The organism is Proteus sp. fly-1067 (assembly GCF_040139345.1).
Classification (GTDB): domain Bacteria; phylum Pseudomonadota; class Gammaproteobacteria; order Enterobacterales; family Enterobacteriaceae; genus Proteus; species Proteus vulgaris_B.
Map to the genome: position 1 here is coordinate 1 of NZ_JBEEUL010000006.1, position 16,792 is coordinate 16,792.

The following is a 16,792-nucleotide window of genomic DNA, read 5'->3' on the forward strand; positions in this document are numbered from 1 at the left end:
GTTCATAATAAAGTGAAATACAATGCAGCAGGACAAGTGATCAGCGCTCAAGTTAAGAATGGAAAGCTTGAAAGTTTTATAGGCTATAACGCCAATAACTTTGCGTGGTATAACCCAGCAAACGGCAAGATGGAATTATTTATGTACGTTAAAAACGGCCAGATGTTTATGCGTGAGGCGTTTATTAACGAAGCATGGCTGAATTCTGTTGTTGTTACTGAATATATTAAATCAGGCGATTATGTACCGGGTAAAAGTGGTTTTTTGATTGATGGGAAAACCAATAATATGGAAATAAATAATGCCACATTTCGCGGTAAGTTGGATATTGGTACCAATAAAACCGGTGAACGCATCGTTATCACTAATGATCGTATTGCTGTTTATGATGATAAAGGTGTATTACGTGTTGAAATAGGGAAAATAACAGGGGTTTAATCAATGTATGGAATGTATATAAAACCTGATCATGGTTCTTCTTTCTTATTAGACTCTGAAAAAAATCAACCTATTGGATTTTTATCCAGAATAGATATGCCATACTCTTTAAGAGAGGGATGGAAAAGTACTCCTCACAATATTAAAGATATTAATAAATATAATATTATTTTTATTCCACGAATAATGTCGAGAACCTTTAAAACACCAGGCTCTTATGATTGGGGAAGTTGTAATATCACTAATTATAAAATTGAAGGTAATAATTTTTTATATTATGGCGATAATGGTTCAGACCCCATATGGAAAGACCCAGAAGATGATGCTTGGTCTTCTGATGATCCCTTTTTCAGAATGGATATTTACGGTTATTTAAAAGAGCGACCTAAATATGATTATGGAATACAACTTCGTGGAATGAATAATATCTACAACCTTAATTCTGAATTACGAGGTTATTGTGTTTATGCGGAGATTGTTAGTGTCACAAGTGGTAAAGAAAATGGTTGGTTTCCACCAAAAGAATTTTTCTTAAATGAAAATAACCCAATGTTATTTGTAAGACCAGAAAAAGATGGTGTGACTTTTTGTTATAACAAAATGAGAGGATTAACTGTCTCTGAAACATGCAAAGTGTATGTTGTGATTTTCAATACTAATCTAAGGTTGCAAGCACCTAAATCAGGTGTCGTTATTTATAACGAAAAAAAAGAAATTACTTATACCTCTAAATATAAACCTCTCCATCTAGGGCAATCAACATGGTTTGATCGAAATAATGGTGGAATCTTTGAGCAATTGAAAAAGCCAATGATATTGCCCGATTCTCATTTTGTTAATTGGGTCGTTAATCGGGGCTATATGGATTACTACCGCACTGGTTATTATTTTATGAGTAATAACAAAGTTGGTATGAGAGATATTTATTATTTGGGTGGTGAGTATGGCGGGCCATATGGGCCTAGTGGGAGTAATGGCTATAAAACGAATTATGATTTATACGGTATCGAACTCAGCGACTACTTCAATATTTAATTAACCCTTCATTTATACCTCTAGGAAAATTATTCATGATATACACAACAGGCACAGTTAACACAGTGTCAGGGTCTGCTATTGTTAAAGGCACTGGCACTAAATTTAAAAATAATAATCCCGCCATTAATATTGGAATGACGATTTTAATTAAATCGGGAAATACGAATATTCCGTATATGATTAAATCCGTTAATTCCGATACTGAATTAGTATTAGCACAACCTGCATTAGCCACCGCAACGAACACCACATTCTCAATTCATATTACTGAACCCGATAATAATAGTGATGCAGCAAGAACAATGGTTGCTATTAATAGTTATGTTGAGTATTTCCTCGATGCAATGAACACGTGGATGACTCAAACTGGGCAGACAAAAATTGAGATGCCGAATGGCGAAGTTGTCACGCTTGATAGTATTAAAAAGATGCAGGGTGATATTAGTAAAAAAGCAGATGATAATAAAACAGTGCATATCGGTGATTTTGGATTAGGCCGTTCAAACACGACGGGAGATAAACACACTCAAAATGCAAATGATATAAATTTTACTGGATTTGCCACTCCAAACGGCGCAGGCGCATCAAATTACCATAATAGCTACTTTCCTTTATTAAGTATGACAAGAGGTGGCGGTGCAGATGGTTCTGGTAACAATAGTCAACTTCAAGCCTCACCAGAGGGAGTGGCTTATAGATATCTCGGCAATGGACGCTGGTCTGGATGGCTCAAGCTCATGGAAATTAGCTCTGGTGGAGTAAAGTCATCAAAAAATGACTTTCAAAATAATGGATTTTATACATCCACAAATATTGACAGCGACACACCAGGAACTGTTTATATGGGGATTATCTCAGCTCATGCAACACAACCAGAATCATATCAAATGGGGTTACTTGGTCGGAATAAAAAATTATTATACACATGCAAAGAGAATAATAATTGGGTGGGTACTTATGAGGTTCTTCATCTGGGTAATGCCAAACCAGATTCTAATGGATTCTACAAAAAAACCTCCCCAATTATCGACATTAACCCTGATGGCACATTTACCACTAACGATGAATCAGAAGGCGCTACGGTTACTCGAGTAGCTCAGGGCGAATACCTTATCGAGGGTGTATTAGGTTTTAATGCTGATGCAGGCTGGGGCGGTGTCGATGGTGGTATTGAAATTCCGCTAGATGTCAATAAACAACCACTGATATGGGTTAACTCTAAAATCAACAAAGACGGCTCTATTCTCGTTAAAACGTATCATCGCACTCACCCTAACGCACCTGAGTTTGCTAATAATGAAATTGACGGTTTCAATGATGGTGACCCAATTGATATTCCTGATGGTCGTTTTATTTCCGTTCGTGTACAGATGCCAGAGCAATCAATCTATAACGTGAGAATGCGTGAGATGGAAGAAGCGCAGAAAGCGGAAGAGGAACGCAGACAAAAAGAAGAGGACTAATTGTGATATTGTTGAGCGGACTGTTTTCGCTAACTAACTCGTCCGCTTAATATAAATATAAAAGAGATAAGTCTAAAAAAGAATTATTACATACGAAGACATAAATAAAAAAAGAGTGCTTAATGCACTCTCTAATAATTAGAACAAAAAGTACGCCAAAATTTAAAGTTTTTTGGGATTACTTGTTCTGAAATACCAAAACCTGCGTTTATCCTTTTAAATACATCAAAGCTAACATCGCTTCTCGGAATAATTTCGCCTGTCTGAACTCTTGAAATAACATTTGGAACTCGCCAAATGATAGCTTCTCTATAAACCACGTAACTATCATGTCGAATAAAATCATGATCTCCTGGTTTTAATAAGCAGGTTGCATCGAATGGGACACCCTCTTTACAACTTGATATATTTACAACCAAAACACAATCACAACCATTAATGGGGTAATAAACAGGATCATTGCAAACAACGTGTAAATGCTCACATGGGCCTGTTGGTGCTAACACCGTACCTCTTTTATATGGTTGATAATCAATCATGCTAATTCAGAACTAAATGCCTTGAGCTGTTTAGTTTCATTAAAACTTCGCAAGCACGCATCCGCTTCTTGTTCAGTCTTACCGCCAGCTAGAAATATGTCTCTTGGGTTAATGGGGATAGATGAACCATGAGGATCATTCCACTCTGGACATATTTCATGAGTTAAATCGCAAATTCGAAACCTTTTCAGGTGTCCATACTTGGAAAAAGTCTCATCAAGTATTTTTATATCCGCTTTACTTAGCTCATCAAAATCATCGTCCATAACACCTGACAATACTTTTTTTATGCTAACTTCATAGTTAGCCTCACCAGAGATCCATAATTCCCATGGAGAATCATCATAATCTCCACCAGATTTAACTAAATCATAAGTTCTGGATAAAACAGGCCCATGATTCATAGAAACGTAGCTGTCTCCTGACATAGAGTCACCAAATCTAATTAAGCACTCTCTATCAGCAAGGTAAAGAAGTTTCATTAATTTTATGTATGCCATGCGCCCACCGCGTTTATGCAGTAGGTATGCAGCCATTTGAGCTACTTTTTCTTCGCAAAACATAGAAACCTCCAAGACACACTAAATAAGTTACCAAGTGATAACTCTTGGTTAAAAGTATACCCGCTGGTAATAGGATTAGCTATTATTTCCGCTTTTTTTTGTGTATTTTTACAAAAATCAGGACACCAATAGCACACCAGAAATTGATAACTGATTGATTATATAACTCGGTCGGTTCCATCGAGCATCGGTGCAACAGAGAAGCGGTTCAAATTATATTTTTTTGAATTGCTATTAACATCATGATTTTCTGTTGATTTATTGAGTTCTATATTTTCTGACATGTTGTAATTCTTTCGTCTATTTAGGCGGTGATTATCTCTAAACTATTAAAGGAGATAAAATGAGCGCGCATTATAGCATAGAGGATAGCTTACACATGCTAGATCTGATGCTAGGATTATTTTACTAAGCTGAAGATAAGTGATAATAAACCATAAAATAGGAAAACATAATGCCAGCTGAAAAAAGAGCATTACCTTATTTCAAATATCATCCTGAACCGATAAAAACAGGTGCTTTTATCACAGATGATACCGTTATATGTGATTGTTGTGGAAAGGAAACCGATATCTATTATGGTAGCCCTTTCTACTCAGTAGAAGATATTGATGCACTATGCCCATGGTGTATTGCTGATGGTTCTGCAAGTGAAAAGTTTGATGGTGAATTTCAAGATATTGCAAGCATTGAAGGCGGAGAAGCTCTCTATGACGAAGAGGGGGAGTATTGTGGTTCTACTTTACCTCCTATAGATAAAAACAAACTCGATGAATTAACAAAACGAACACCTGGTTATCATGGCTGGCAACAAGAACATTGGCTAATACATTGTGATGAACCTTGTGCCTTTATTGATTATGTAGAATGGGACGATATTAAAGATAAATTAAAACAGTTTGCTTCTTTAGAGCAAGATATTCAAGACGTTGGTTTTGAACTTTCTGATTTATCAGAGCGTTTATGGGATGATAGTGGTTGCCAAGGTTATTTATTTAAATGCTGTTGTTGTGGAAAGTTACGTCTACATATTGATTTTAGTTAATAAATATCATTCAAATAATATTAAGTCTACTTTAGAGTGTAGGCTTGATATTATTTTTTATAAAACAACCTATTTATATTATCTCTATTAAAAATGGAAATGGTCACTGCTCAATATTTTACGCTATAAAGCAAAAAAATAAAAAGAGGAGCATTGAATATGAACATTAAAAGAAAAATTCTTATAAAATTTAAAAATCCTGATTATGATAATAAAAATCTGTTATTCCCTATTTCCCATGAAAAACATTGTTCTTTATTATCTGATATATCCTTGGTTCCTATTATTTCTTCTATTCATCAATTACCTCCTAAAAACAATATTAGTTTTATTCCAATAAGCTTTAACGACTTAAATAAATACTATTACCTTAATTTACCAGATAATAATCAATATTCATTAGAAAGTATCATCAAAATATTAACACAGCATCCTGATATTGAATATGTGCAATCTGTACCGATACAACCTATTGAACCTCCTAATATTACACCTGATTTCACTCAGTATCAGCAATATTTAGATGATCCAGAAAGAACAACCAATATTAATAAGATTATAGGATTGGGGATTTTAGGTGCATGGAAACAAGAAGCATATGGTCAAGGTATCCAAGTTGCCGATATTGAATGGGATTTCAATCTATCTCACCATGATTTATCAACTGATAATATTACACCATTACTCCCTTTTAATGAAAAAACGAGTCAGGCAGATCACGGTACCGCGGTTGCAGGATTAATTATGGGAAAAAAGGATGGTAAAGGGATCACAGGGCTAGCGTATAAACTCGATATGTTTTATGCCATCTCTGAATTAACCTGTGGACGTATTGATGCGATTATTGCCAGTAAACGCATATTACATGCGGGTGATATCGTTTTATATGAAATGCAAACCATCTGTGAGCACCAAGCTTATGTGCCCGCTGACTATGAAATGCATATTTGGGAAGCGACACGCGCACTAACAGATGCAGGTATTATTGTGATTATGGCAGCTGGTAATGGTGGTGTTGATCTTGATTTGCCTGCTTATAAAAGTTATCGCCAACGTCATGACAACAATTCGATACGTGTCGGCGCTGGTTCACCTTATACATTAAATCGCTTACCTTTTTCAACGCATGGTTCACCCATTCATGTACAAGCATGGGGTGAAGCTGTCGTAACAGCAGGTTATGGTGATCTCTTTCGAAGTGATGATAATCATACTTATACCGCCAGTTTTAGTGGAACTTCGTCTGCGAGTGCATTGGTGGCGGGGGCGGCAGCCATGATCCAATCTTGGTATAAAGGCAAAACAAATAGAGTCTTAACACCAATACAAATGCGAGATTTATTAATTAGAACAGGTACTTTCCCACTATTAAATGACAAGATTGGTCCATTACCCAATGTGAATAATGCAATTTTATATTTAAAAAAATTAATAAAATATTATTGAAAAAAACAGTTATTAACAAAACACCTTCTACTGTTTGGGAGGTGTTTTCTAATAAATATCATTATGATTAATAAAAACTTTTATGAGAACTATGTGGGTTTTAGAGCCGTTATCATGTTTTAATTGTCGTAAAAAAGCATTGAACTAATCAATATCCTTTTCTGTTTTTATAGAAAAATAGGCCGATTAGCTGACTTATAATAGAAAAATTATTTAATCATAAACTTAGTCGATTTCTAATATTTATATGAATAAGTAGCATTTTGATTTTATTATCTTTTTATTAGAAAACAAAAAAGCCTGATTTATGAGGAAAAACTTAAATATGAATAGTTTTTCACTGTTTATACGCCTTTTTGCTTTCAATTTCACGCCACTGCGTTTATCATTTTCCGCTTGTACTATACATACGGCGTCGCTGGTTTTGGGCTTCTGTGGAGCATAATGCTCCGGCAGCTCACACAGTCTTTTCCAGTGGCGGTTCTATCTGCATTATTCTTCGGGATAGAGTATTACCTTAAATGACTGAGAAAACATCTCTGACACCAGTTGTCGAATTAAAATCCTTAAGTAAAGGTTTCGACGGAAAACAAATTATTTCCCGCCTCGATCTTACTATCAACCATGGCGAGTTTTTAACCATCCTTGGTCCTTCGGGCTGTGGTAAGACGACGGTTTTGCGTCTAATTGCGGGTTTGGAAGACGTTGACGATGGAAAAATAATTCTTGATGGACAAGATATTACGGATATCCCAGCGGAACAACGTTTTGTAAATACGGTTTTCCAAAGTTACGCACTTTTTCCTCATATGACTGTTTTTGAAAACGTCGCATTTGGTCTTCGCATGCAAAAAACGCCTGCGGAAGAGATTAATGTTCGCGTTGAAGAAGCCTTGCGTATGGTGCAACTTGAAGATTTCGCCCAACGCCGTCCTGCACACCTTTCTGGTGGACAACAACAACGTGTTGCGATTGCGCGTGCTGTTGTGAATAAACCAAAAGTCTTATTGCTTGATGAATCATTATCTGCACTGGATTACAAATTGCGTAAGCAAATGCAAAATGAATTAAAAGCCTTGCAACGTAAATTAGGAATAACCTTTATTTTCGTGACTCATGACCAAGAAGAAGCGCTGACTATGTCAGACCGAATTGTGGTGATGCGTGAAGGGCGTATTGAGCAAGATGGGACACCGCGTGAAATTTATGAAGAGCCAACAAACCTGTTTGTTGCGCAATTTATAGGTGAAATTAATATCTTTGATGCACGTGTTTTACATCGTATTGATGAGGCGCGTATTCGTGCTGATGTTGAAGGCCATGAATGTGATATTTATACCTCATTGCCTGTAACTCAAAATCAGCAACTCAAAGTATTGCTTCGGCCTGAAGATCTTCGTGTTGAAGAAATTCATGATCTTGAAAACCTTCCTGGTCTGATTGGTTATGTTCGTGAACGTAACTATAAAGGCATGACGCTAGATTCTGTTGTTGAAATGGAAAATGGCAAGGTGGTGATGGTCAGTGAGTTCTTTAATGAAGATGATCCAGATGTTGATCACTCGTTAGACCAAAAAATTGCAGTGACTTGGGTTGAAAGCTGGGAGGTCGTGCTGGCAGATGAAGAAAACACGTAAACTATTTCAAAACATCGTAATTACCGGTGTTGTGGGTTGGTTGATGGTGTTCGTCTTCTTGCCGAATATCATGATCATTGCGACTAGTTTTTTAACGCGTGATGATGCCAATCTTGTCGAGATGGTCTTTACACTCGATAACTACTATCGTTTATTTGATCCTATGTATGCAGAAGTATTACTGCATTCAATCAATATGGCGGTGGTAGCAACATTAGCTTGTTTATTATTAGGTTATCCTTTTGCTTATTTCCTTGCAAAAATGCCTAAGAAAATACAGCCATTAATGTTGTTTTTATTGATTGTGCCTTTTTGGACAAACTCGCTTATTCGTATTTATGGATTAAAGATATTCCTAAGCACTAAAGGTTATTTTAACGAGTTCCTGTTGTGGATAGGACTTATTGATAAACCACTCAGGATTATTTATACCCCAGAGGCAGTTGTGCTGGGATTGGTTTATATTTTATTACCTTTTATGGTACTGCCGTTATATTCCAGCATTGAAAAGTTAGATAAACCTTGTTTAGAAGCAGCACGTGATTTGGGGGCTAATAAATTTCAGACCTTTATCCGTATTATTATTCCATTAACGATGCCAGGCATTATTGCGGGTTGTTTACTCGTAATGTTACCTGCCATGGGCTTATTCTTTGTTGCTGACTTAATGGGAGGAGCGAAGAATTTATTAATTGGTAACGTAATAAAAAGCCAATTCTTAAATATTCGTGACTGGCCTTTCGGTGCGGCAACCAGTATTTGCTTAACATTGGTGATGGGGTTAATGCTGTTTGTGTATTACCGAGCCGTGAAGCTACTGCATAAGAAGGTAGAAATAGAATGATAGGACGGTTATTGCGTGGTGGATTTATGTCCATTATTTACGCGTATCTTTATATCCCGATTATCATTCTGATAGTTAACTCTTTTAACTCATCGCGTTTCGGGATTAATTGGAAAGGATTTACCACAGATTGGTACGCCATTTTATTTAATAATGACAGCTTGCTTCAAGCTGCTGGGCATTCATTAACGATGGCGGTCACTTCTGCGACATTTGCAACATTAATTGGCTCATTAGCAGCGGTTGCACTCTATCGCTACCGTTTTCGTGGCAAAAAATTTGTCGGTGGTATGTTGTTTGTTGTCATGATGTCACCTGATATTGTAATGGCAATTTCATTACTTGTTCTGTTTATGATCCTAGGTGTTTCATTGGGATTTTGGTCGCTTTTATTTTCACACATTACATTTTGCCTACCTTTTGTTGTGGTAACGGTGTACTCACGATTAAGTGGATTTGATGTGAAGATGTTGGAGGCTGCCAAAGATTTAGGTGCGGGTGAATTTACTATTTTACGTAAAATCATTATGCCATTAGCCATGCCAGCAGTGGCTTCAGGTTGGTTATTAAGCTTTACGTTATCCATGGATGACGTGGTGGTTTCTTCTTTTGTGACGGGACCAAGCTATGAGATTTTGCCATTGAAAATATATTCAATGGTGAAAGTTGGGGTTTCACCTGAAGTGAATGCGCTTGCAACCATCCTTTTAGGTCTATCCTTAGTATTAGTGTTAATTAGTCAGTTGATCTTAAGAGACCGAACTGGCAAAGCGTAATGACATGTATTAGTGCGAGTTTCTCGCACTTTTTGGGGTCTTGATGACCAATCTGTTGGAGGTAGGCTAGCTGCCTATTTGATATTAACGCATCAACCACTGAAGGAAACATAAATGAAAAAGTGGTCCTCTGTACTTGCTGCCAGCGTAATGGCATTAAGTATCAGCACAGCATCGGCTGATGATGGTAAGACATTATATTTCTACAACTGGACGGAGTATGTGCCGCCTGGTTTGCTTGAACAGTTTACGAAAGAAACTGGGATTAAGGTGATTTATTCCACCTATGAATCCAATGAAAGCATGTATACCAAGTTAAAGACCTATAAAGAAGGTGCTTATGATTTGGTCGTTCCTTCCACTTATTTTATTTCTAAAATGAGCCATGAAGGAATGTTACAAAAAATCGACAAATCAAAATTAACGCATTTTGATAATCTCGATCCTAGCTTATTACATAAGTCATTCGACCCAGAAAATGATTACTCTATCCCTTATATTTGGGGTGCGACCGCTATTGGTATTAATAGTGATGAAGTTGATGTGAGTAGTATTACTTCATGGGCAGATTTATGGAAACCTGAATATAAAGATAGCCTGTTATTAACTGACGATGCGCGTGAAGTTTTCCAAATGGCATTATTAAAACTAGGTTATTCAGGTAACACGACGGATCCTAAAGAGATAGAAGAAGCCTACAAAGAGCTACAGAAGTTGATGCCAAATGTGTTGGCTTTCAACTCAGATAACCCGGCTAACCCTTATATGCAAGGGGAAGTTAATTTAGGAATGATTTGGAATGGCTCTGCATTTATTGCTCGTGATGCTGGGGCACCGATTGAAATGGTGTGGCCAAAAGAGGGCGGTATTTTCTGGATGGATAGCTTAGCTATTCCAGCTAATGCTAAGAATGTCGAAGGTGCTCATAAACTTATCGATTTCTTATTACGCCCAGAAATAGCAGCCAAAGTTGCGGAGAATATTGGTTATCCGACGCCAAACTTAGCTGCACAAAAATTACTGCCAAATGTGATCACTAAAGATAATTCTCTTTATCCAACAGAAGAGATCATTAATAAAGGTGAATGGCAAAATGATGTGGGTGATGCAACTGTATTATACGAAAGCTATTACCAAAAATTAAAAGCTGGACGCTAATCACATTTGAATATAGTTCTGAGCCACCTTTTAAGGTGGCTTTTTTATGGTGAAAATTGCATTTTTATTTAAGGATATAAGTTGAATTTATTTGCTGAAAGCGTAAAGGTAATTAAAACTTTTTATTAATGAGTTAATAAACTTAATTGAAGGCATAAAATGATATCTAGCGCATCAAAAGGGACGTTATATGGCATTGTTGCTATTTTTCTTTGGAGCACTATTGTTGGTTTAATTCGCAATATCAGTGAGTATTTTGGCCCTGTTGGTGGTGCAGCATTGATTTATACCACAGGAACAGTGTTTCTTATCTTGATCTTAGGTGTACCTAAACTATCACTTTTTCCTAAACGCTACCTTTTTTGGGGAGCGCTATTATTTGTTACTTATGAAGTGTGTTTATCCTTGGCATTAGGATTTGCAACAGATAGAACACAAGCCATAGAGCTAGGAATGGTGAATTATTTATGGCCTAGTTTTACCTTAGCACTTGCTGTCATAGTCAATAAACAACGATTCTCTATTTTACTGATCGTAGGGTTATTATGTTCATTTAGTGGATTAGTCTGGGTTGTGAGTGGAGATAATCCTCTAACTATTGAAGGCTTATGGCAAAATATTCAAAACAATCCATTAAGCTATATATTGGCGTTTTCAGGTGCCATTCTATGGGCGTTTTATAGCAATTTAACTCGTCTTATTTCTGGTGGGAATAATGGAATTGTACCTTTTTTCTTATTAACGTCACTTGCATTATGGGGGCAATACCTATTTTCAACACCAGTTGAATGGATTATTGATACAAAAAGCATCACGCTTTTGTTAATCACGGGTGCAGCAATTGGGCTTGCTAATGCAGCATGGACAATTGGTATGATCAGAGGCAATGTGACTTTATTAGCCACACTTTCCTACTTTACTCCTGTTATTTCTACTGCATTTTCCTCAATATTATTGTCTACCGCACTTTCTTTTTCATTTTGGCAGGGTGTAATGATGGTGACAGGTGGCTCTTTAATTTGCTGGTTAGCGACTCGTCAAAAAAAGATAAAAGTACTCAAAACGATAAAATAGAGAGAAAAACAAGATCCTTAACTCAAATATAACAGTGAAAAGCGGCGTTTTGCATTATTGGCGGTATGGTACTTTGGTCGCATTAATCTAAGTTGAAATTTATTCACTATACGACATAGACGATATGCGTTTATTTATATGACTTATATACTGATAATGCTTACTTTGATTTAAGTTATTTAAAATATAAGTAATACGATAAGAACAAATGCAACAAAAAGGGATTGCAATGAAACTTGAAACACTTTCTGTTCACGCCGGTTATTCACCTGATCCAACCACAAAAGCGGTAGCTGTACCTATTTACCAAACCACATCTTATGCATTTGATGATACACAGCATGGCGCTGATCTCTTCGACTTAAAAGTGCCTGGTAATATTTATACCCGCATAATGAATCCAACCAATGATGTATTAGAAAAACGTGTTGCCGCCTTAGAGGGCGGGATTGCGGCTGTGGCTGTGGCATCGGGTATGGCTGCTATTACTTACGCTATTCAAACTATTGCCCAAGTGGGTGACAATATTGTTTCTGTCGCTAAACTTTATGGTGGTACTTATAATTTAATGGCGCATACATTTCCTCGTATTGGTATTGAAGCACGCTTTGCCCCCCATGATGATATTGTTGCATTAGAAGCATTAATTGACGATAAAACAAAAGCAGTATTTTGTGAAACCATCACAAATCCAAGCGGAAATATTGTCGATATTCAAGCATTGGCTGATGTTGCTCACCGCCATGGTGTACCTTTAATTGTTGATAATACGGTTGCAACACCTTATTTGTGCCGTCCTTTTGAACATGGCGCAGATATTATTATTCACTCGTTAACTAAATATATTGGCGGTCACGGTAATTCAATTGGTGGTATTGTTGTTGATTCAGGTAAATTCCCTTGGGCAGAACACAAAACACGTTTTGAAATATTAAATACGCCCGATGTTTCTTATCACGGGGTCAATTATGTTGAGCATTTTGGTGCGGCTGCCTATATAGCCCGTTGTCGTGTTGCACCTTTGCGCGGAACAGGTGCGGCATTATCCCCCTTTAATGCATTCTTGATCCTACAAGGCTTAGAAACACTGGCACTACGTATGGAAAGACACACTGAAAATGCACAGAAAGTGGCAGAATACCTGCAAAATCACCCTCAAGTTGCATGGGTGAAATATGCAGGTTTAAGCAATCATCCTGAGCATGATTTAGCGGTACGTTATATGTCAGGTAAACCCGCAGGTATTCTCTCTTTTGGTATCAAAGGGGGTGCAGAAGCAGGTGCTAGATTTATTGATGCATTACAACTCATTGTTCGCCTTGTGAATATTGGTGATGCAAAATCATTAGCATGTCATCCAGCATCAACCACACATCGCCAATTAAATGATGAAGAATTAGAACGCGCTGGTGTTTCACGAGATTTGATCCGTTTATCTATTGGTATTGAACATATCGACGATATTCTTGCAGATTTAGAACAAGCATTAAAAGCCAGTATTTAATTAAAGTTATCACGCTAAGAATTAAAAACCTTCTTTATTTAAAGGAGGTTTTTTTATATTTAAAATTCTTGGTTTTATTAGTATTTTTAGGTTATTTGAATTGATTGATATTAATATAAGGATATATTATGAATGTTGCCTCTATATTTAGAGATACGGCGAATCAACTGACAACGGGAGTAGGGAAAGTAATAAATAACATTGTTGATTTTTTCTCTAATCTTAGTTCTGGTATAACGGGTTTATTTAATAGCAATACGCCTTTTAGACAGGTTTCAACAAGTTCGAAATCCGATGAGTTTGAGCTTGTTAATTTCTGTAATAATATCAAGCACTTAGGAGGTGGCTCGCTCTCTTCTGTAAAAATGTTTTTAAATAGCCAATGTGAAATGGATGATTCAGATGAAAGTGAATGTAATTCAATATATGGTTCAGTTGATAGTGAATATAATTCAATATATGGTTCAGTTGAAAGTGGATATAATTCAATATATGATTCAAGTGAAAGTGGATATGAATCAACAGATAATCCAGAAAAACATATATATGAAGAAATAAAAAATCCAGAAGAAAATATATATGAAGAAATAGGTAATCCAAAAGAACATAAATATGAAGGAATAAATATTCCAGAAGAAAATATATATGAATCAATAGAAGAAAATAACTTAGTCACAGTTGATAATACATATAGTGAGGTTTTTGATTCTATTGATTTTTATGAGGAGGATATTTATACTTCACCTTCTGGTGATACGTTATCTGAGGAAAATAGTTATGATACCATTCCAACAGATGATGAACTTCTTAGGTTGTTTCTTAGTAAAATTAAAAATGGCACTAAATTTAATACTCTTTAAATAATGCTAATTCTATTTTTATAAAAAATAAATTTAATTTTAAATAAAGAGATTAATTTAATATTGATTTCTTTATTTTATTTATCATTATTAATGAAACAGTTAATCAATACAGTGATTTTTGATAAAAATCAAATTCACCTTATCTGAAATTTATTACTTTATCATCAAGATCAAATCTGTAAAATAATTTTATTTTTTTAAATTAAGTTTGATTGAAAAATAAAGGAATGTGAAGTCAACTACATTATTTACATATAATAAGTACGAGTCTAAAAGGGATTGATTTTGATCAATAAGGAACATACCGACTGGTCGGTATTATCCTATGCATGAATACAACTGCACATCACCGAAAAAAAGACCCTATCCGAGTTCAAGAGCAATTATTGGAAGCGGCAAGCATTATTGTGGCTAATGAAGGAATAGCCTCTCTTTCTTTAAATGCCGTAGCAAAAGAAGCGGGTGTTAGTAAAGGTGGTCTACTTCATCATTTCCCCGGAAAATTAGAATTAGTGCAGGCAGTATTTAAACGGCTATTGGGGATTATGGATAGCCGAATTGCAGTTATTATGGAAAATGATCCTATTGAAGCAGGGCGTTTTTCTCGCGCATATTTAACTTATATTTCTGATTTAAAACAGTCAGACGAAAGTCGCCAATTAGCCATACTGTCTTTAGCAATGCCAAACGAGCCTATTATGCGTAAATGCTGGCGAGATTGGATGTTAGATCATTTAGCCAAAGGCGATAAATTAGATAATAGTTATTTAGGTACTTTAATTCGTTATGCCGCAGATGGTCTTTGGTTATCTGAATTAACAGAAGGCCCTACTATCTCACAAGAGGAGCGTAGCGCATTAGTTGAAAGATTATCTGAAATGACATTTGACTACATGGCAAACACAGCAAATCAGTAATTTTAATCAGGATGAATGAGGGCACAATGAAATACAAAATAAATGCCTTAATTTATTACGACGCAACGGATGGCGCGATATCATTAGAAAAAGAGAGTGTTGATACACATCTTTCTATTACCGCAAATGCGTTACTTTTTTATTTTATTCAGCATCCTGGAGTGGTCAACCGTGATGAAGTATTAAAACGTGTTTGGGATGATAATGGGCTGGTTTCATCAAACAGTAATTTAAACCAATATTTGAGTTTATTACGAAAAACATTTCGCCATTATGGTATTGAAAATATCATTGTCACTATTGCGAAAGGGCGATTAGAGTTTAATCCGGATATTTCAGTTGAACTCATTGATGACTCAACGCTATTACCTTCAACTCAAACGAATGAAGAAGCACCTATTTTAGTTAAAGATGAAAATCAAATAGCTGTTGAAACAGCGACACCTTTATCTTTAACGCAAACACCTTTAGAGCCTACACAAGAAGAAACACCGCAACAAAAACAAAAACCAGAAATTTGTTGGTATTTAGCCAGCATTGGTTTTCTATTAGGTGCCGTATTTCTTGCGGTGATCATCTTTTTTAATCAACATCAATCAAAGCCAATTTCATTGACACCATTAACACACAATGATTGTGAGTTACTTTCTAATGAAGCTATGATTAATTCTGCAGTAAGTGATAATTATGTTCGCAATTTTGACGCAGTAAGAAAGAAGCTTAATTTACAGTGTGTGAAAGGTGAGCGATTCGTTTTCTTTTATGGTGATAAATTACAAACAAATGGATTGGGGCGAGTGTTTTTAGCGCACTGTGCAAAGAACGAAGATAATCCATTTAGTTATTGCGACAATTACTTTTACTATTCTTGGAAATACTAATGAAAATTTCAGGGAAACTTTTATGTTTTTTATCGGCCCTGATTTTTATCTTGGTCGCTACTTATGCTGCAACAAGATTATTAACGATTAAAAATGAAGGTGTCATGGTTTGCTCAACCAAAGGCATTATGCGTTTTGAAAATATGGAAGATGAAAATGTAAATGGCAATATTCATTTTTCATTTGGTGCCAATGGTAAAGGATCAATTGTTGTTGAAGGCTATACTACTTCAAAAGCCGGATGGTTGTATTTACAACGTTATGTGAAATTTGATTATACGACCAAGCGTGTTTCACCGACAGAGCGTCACTATTTTGTTAGTCAATGGGATTCTAGTGCATCATCAATTGATGAATCTCCTGATGTGATTTTTGATTATTTTATGCGCGAAATGTCAGATAGTCATGATGGGTTATTTATTAATGCACAAAAGCTTAATGAGAAAACTTTACTATTAAGTTCGCTCAATTCCCCCCTCTATATTTGTACCTTAAAACCAGGTAGTAAATTTGATTAACTGATCCTATCTAATCTTGTTTTTATAAGGTGGGTACATCTGTTTCCACCTTTTCAGTGTTTTAAGATCTAATTTATTACGCTTCATT

At 35.9% G+C, this 16,792-nt stretch carries 17 protein-coding genes; 15 read left to right on the forward strand and 2 right to left on the reverse strand.

Going from position 1 to position 16,792, the window contains the following annotated elements; translation table 11 throughout:
- The 3 genes from ABN217_RS09940 to ABN217_RS09950 form a co-directional block, all read left to right on the forward strand.
- Window positions 1-438 (forward strand): phage tail tip fiber protein (locus ABN217_RS09940; protein WP_349459360.1); only part of this gene is annotated, 438 nt, incomplete at its 5' end.
- A gap of 3 nt (window positions 439-441) precedes the next feature.
- On the forward strand, window positions 442-1,473 hold the full coding sequence (locus ABN217_RS09945) for a DUF6453 family protein (RefSeq protein ID WP_349459361.1): 1,032 nt from the start codon (window positions 442-444) through the stop codon (window positions 1,471-1,473).
- Window positions 1,474-1,508: 35 nt separating this feature from the next.
- Window positions 1,509-2,939 carry a phage tail fiber protein gene (locus ABN217_RS09950; RefSeq protein ID WP_349459362.1) on the forward strand — a complete coding sequence of 477 codons (1,431 nt, stop codon included), beginning with the start codon at window positions 1,509-1,511 and terminating at the stop codon, window positions 2,937-2,939.
- A gap of 131 nt (window positions 2,940-3,070) precedes the next feature.
- Here the strand turns inward: ABN217_RS09950 and ABN217_RS09955 are convergent, their stop codons facing one another.
- The gene (locus ABN217_RS09955; RefSeq protein WP_072063026.1) at window positions 3,071-3,478 is read right to left on the reverse strand and encodes a hypothetical protein; all 408 of its coding nucleotides are present in this window, start codon (window positions 3,476-3,478) and stop codon (window positions 3,071-3,073) included.
- The gene (locus tag ABN217_RS09960; RefSeq protein WP_072063025.1) at window positions 3,475-4,041 is read right to left on the reverse strand and encodes a Panacea domain-containing protein; all 567 of its coding nucleotides are present in this window, start codon (window positions 4,039-4,041) and stop codon (window positions 3,475-3,477) included. The genes ABN217_RS09955 and ABN217_RS09960 overlap by 4 nt, the downstream gene beginning before the upstream one ends.
- A gap of 454 nt (window positions 4,042-4,495) precedes the next feature.
- Here ABN217_RS09960 and cbrC point away from each other — a divergent pair, with 454 nt between their 5' ends.
- From cbrC to ABN217_RS10020, 12 genes are all read left to right on the forward strand, one after another.
- Window positions 4,496-5,086: a PF03691 family colicin E2 tolerance protein CbrC gene (cbrC, locus tag ABN217_RS09965; RefSeq protein WP_196554562.1), complete on the forward strand. Its 591-nt coding sequence runs from the start codon at window positions 4,496-4,498 to the stop codon at window positions 5,084-5,086.
- Between the two features lie 159 nt (window positions 5,087-5,245).
- The gene (locus tag ABN217_RS09970) at window positions 5,246-6,532 is read left to right on the forward strand and encodes a S8 family serine peptidase (protein ID WP_196554561.1); all 1,287 of its coding nucleotides are present in this window, start codon (window positions 5,246-5,248) and stop codon (window positions 6,530-6,532) included.
- A 521-nt stretch (window positions 6,533-7,053) separates the two neighbouring features.
- Window positions 7,054-8,169, forward strand: coding sequence for a spermidine/putrescine ABC transporter ATP-binding protein PotA (gene potA / locus ABN217_RS09975; protein ID WP_072069153.1), 1,116 nt, complete (start codon window positions 7,054-7,056; stop codon window positions 8,167-8,169).
- Window positions 8,153-9,013, forward strand: a complete 861-nt coding sequence (gene potB, locus ABN217_RS09980; protein ID WP_023583058.1) for a spermidine/putrescine ABC transporter permease PotB — start codon at window positions 8,153-8,155, stop codon at window positions 9,011-9,013. Before potA ends, potB begins: the two co-directional genes overlap by 17 nt.
- Entirely contained in the window at window positions 9,010-9,789 is a 780-nt protein-coding gene (gene potC / locus ABN217_RS09985; RefSeq protein WP_036934543.1) for a spermidine/putrescine ABC transporter permease PotC, read from the forward strand. The genes potB and potC overlap by 4 nt, the downstream gene beginning before the upstream one ends.
- A gap of 114 nt (window positions 9,790-9,903) precedes the next feature.
- On the forward strand, window positions 9,904-10,947 hold the full coding sequence (gene potD / locus ABN217_RS09990; RefSeq protein ID WP_115350310.1) for a spermidine/putrescine ABC transporter substrate-binding protein PotD: 1,044 nt from the start codon (window positions 9,904-9,906) through the stop codon (window positions 10,945-10,947).
- Window positions 10,948-11,106: 159 nt separating this feature from the next.
- The gene (yddG, locus tag ABN217_RS09995; RefSeq protein WP_197269824.1) at window positions 11,107-12,021 is read left to right on the forward strand and encodes an aromatic amino acid DMT transporter YddG; all 915 of its coding nucleotides are present in this window, start codon (window positions 11,107-11,109) and stop codon (window positions 12,019-12,021) included.
- A 229-nt stretch (window positions 12,022-12,250) separates the two neighbouring features.
- A complete protein-coding gene (locus ABN217_RS10000; protein WP_196554558.1) occupies window positions 12,251-13,525 on the forward strand; it encodes a bifunctional O-acetylhomoserine aminocarboxypropyltransferase/cysteine synthase in 1,275 nt (424 codons plus the stop codon).
- 128 nt (window positions 13,526-13,653) lie between these two features.
- Window positions 13,654-14,385, forward strand: coding sequence for a hypothetical protein (locus ABN217_RS10005; protein WP_349439451.1), 732 nt, complete (start codon window positions 13,654-13,656; stop codon window positions 14,383-14,385).
- Window positions 14,386-14,717: 332 nt separating this feature from the next.
- Entirely contained in the window at window positions 14,718-15,305 is a 588-nt protein-coding gene (locus tag ABN217_RS10010; protein ID WP_072069149.1) for a TetR/AcrR family transcriptional regulator, read from the forward strand.
- Between the two features lie 26 nt (window positions 15,306-15,331).
- Window positions 15,332-16,186 (forward strand): transcriptional regulator, encoded by an 855-nt coding sequence (locus ABN217_RS10015; RefSeq protein ID WP_196554556.1) that lies wholly within the window; start codon window positions 15,332-15,334, stop codon window positions 16,184-16,186.
- Window positions 16,186-16,704: a FidL-like protein gene (locus tag ABN217_RS10020; RefSeq protein WP_196554555.1), complete on the forward strand. Its 519-nt coding sequence runs from the start codon at window positions 16,186-16,188 to the stop codon at window positions 16,702-16,704. Before ABN217_RS10015 ends, ABN217_RS10020 begins: the two co-directional genes overlap by 1 nt.
- Window positions 16,705-16,792 lie beyond the last annotated feature (88 nt).

Bases quoted from the DNA above. Each gene is read 5' to 3' on its own strand.
- ABN217_RS09945 (WP_349459361.1), top strand. From the start codon at position 442: ATGTATGGAATGTATATAAAACCTGATCATGGTTCTTCTTTCTTATTA.
- ABN217_RS09950 (WP_349459362.1), top strand. From the start codon at position 1,509: ATGATATACACAACAGGCACAGTTAACACAGTGTCAGGGTCTGCTATT.
- ABN217_RS09955 (WP_072063026.1), bottom strand. From the start codon at position 3,478: ATGATTGATTATCAACCATATAAAAGAGGTACGGTGTTAGCACCAACA.
- ABN217_RS09960 (WP_072063025.1), bottom strand. From the start codon at position 4,041: ATGTTTTGCGAAGAAAAAGTAGCTCAAATGGCTGCATACCTACTGCAT.
- cbrC (WP_196554562.1), top strand. From the start codon at position 4,496: ATGCCAGCTGAAAAAAGAGCATTACCTTATTTCAAATATCATCCTGAA.
- ABN217_RS09970 (WP_196554561.1), top strand. From the start codon at position 5,246: ATGAACATTAAAAGAAAAATTCTTATAAAATTTAAAAATCCTGATTAT.
- potA (WP_072069153.1), top strand. From the start codon at position 7,054: ATGACTGAGAAAACATCTCTGACACCAGTTGTCGAATTAAAATCCTTA.
- potB (WP_023583058.1), top strand. From the start codon at position 8,153: ATGAAGAAAACACGTAAACTATTTCAAAACATCGTAATTACCGGTGTT.
- potC (WP_036934543.1), top strand. From the start codon at position 9,010: ATGATAGGACGGTTATTGCGTGGTGGATTTATGTCCATTATTTACGCG.
- potD (WP_115350310.1), top strand. From the start codon at position 9,904: ATGAAAAAGTGGTCCTCTGTACTTGCTGCCAGCGTAATGGCATTAAGT.
- yddG (WP_197269824.1), top strand. From the start codon at position 11,107: ATGATATCTAGCGCATCAAAAGGGACGTTATATGGCATTGTTGCTATT.
- ABN217_RS10000 (WP_196554558.1), top strand. From the start codon at position 12,251: ATGAAACTTGAAACACTTTCTGTTCACGCCGGTTATTCACCTGATCCA.
- ABN217_RS10005 (WP_349439451.1), top strand. From the start codon at position 13,654: ATGAATGTTGCCTCTATATTTAGAGATACGGCGAATCAACTGACAACG.
- ABN217_RS10010 (WP_072069149.1), top strand. From the start codon at position 14,718: ATGAATACAACTGCACATCACCGAAAAAAAGACCCTATCCGAGTTCAA.
- ABN217_RS10015 (WP_196554556.1), top strand. From the start codon at position 15,332: ATGAAATACAAAATAAATGCCTTAATTTATTACGACGCAACGGATGGC.
- ABN217_RS10020 (WP_196554555.1), top strand. From the start codon at position 16,186: ATGAAAATTTCAGGGAAACTTTTATGTTTTTTATCGGCCCTGATTTTT.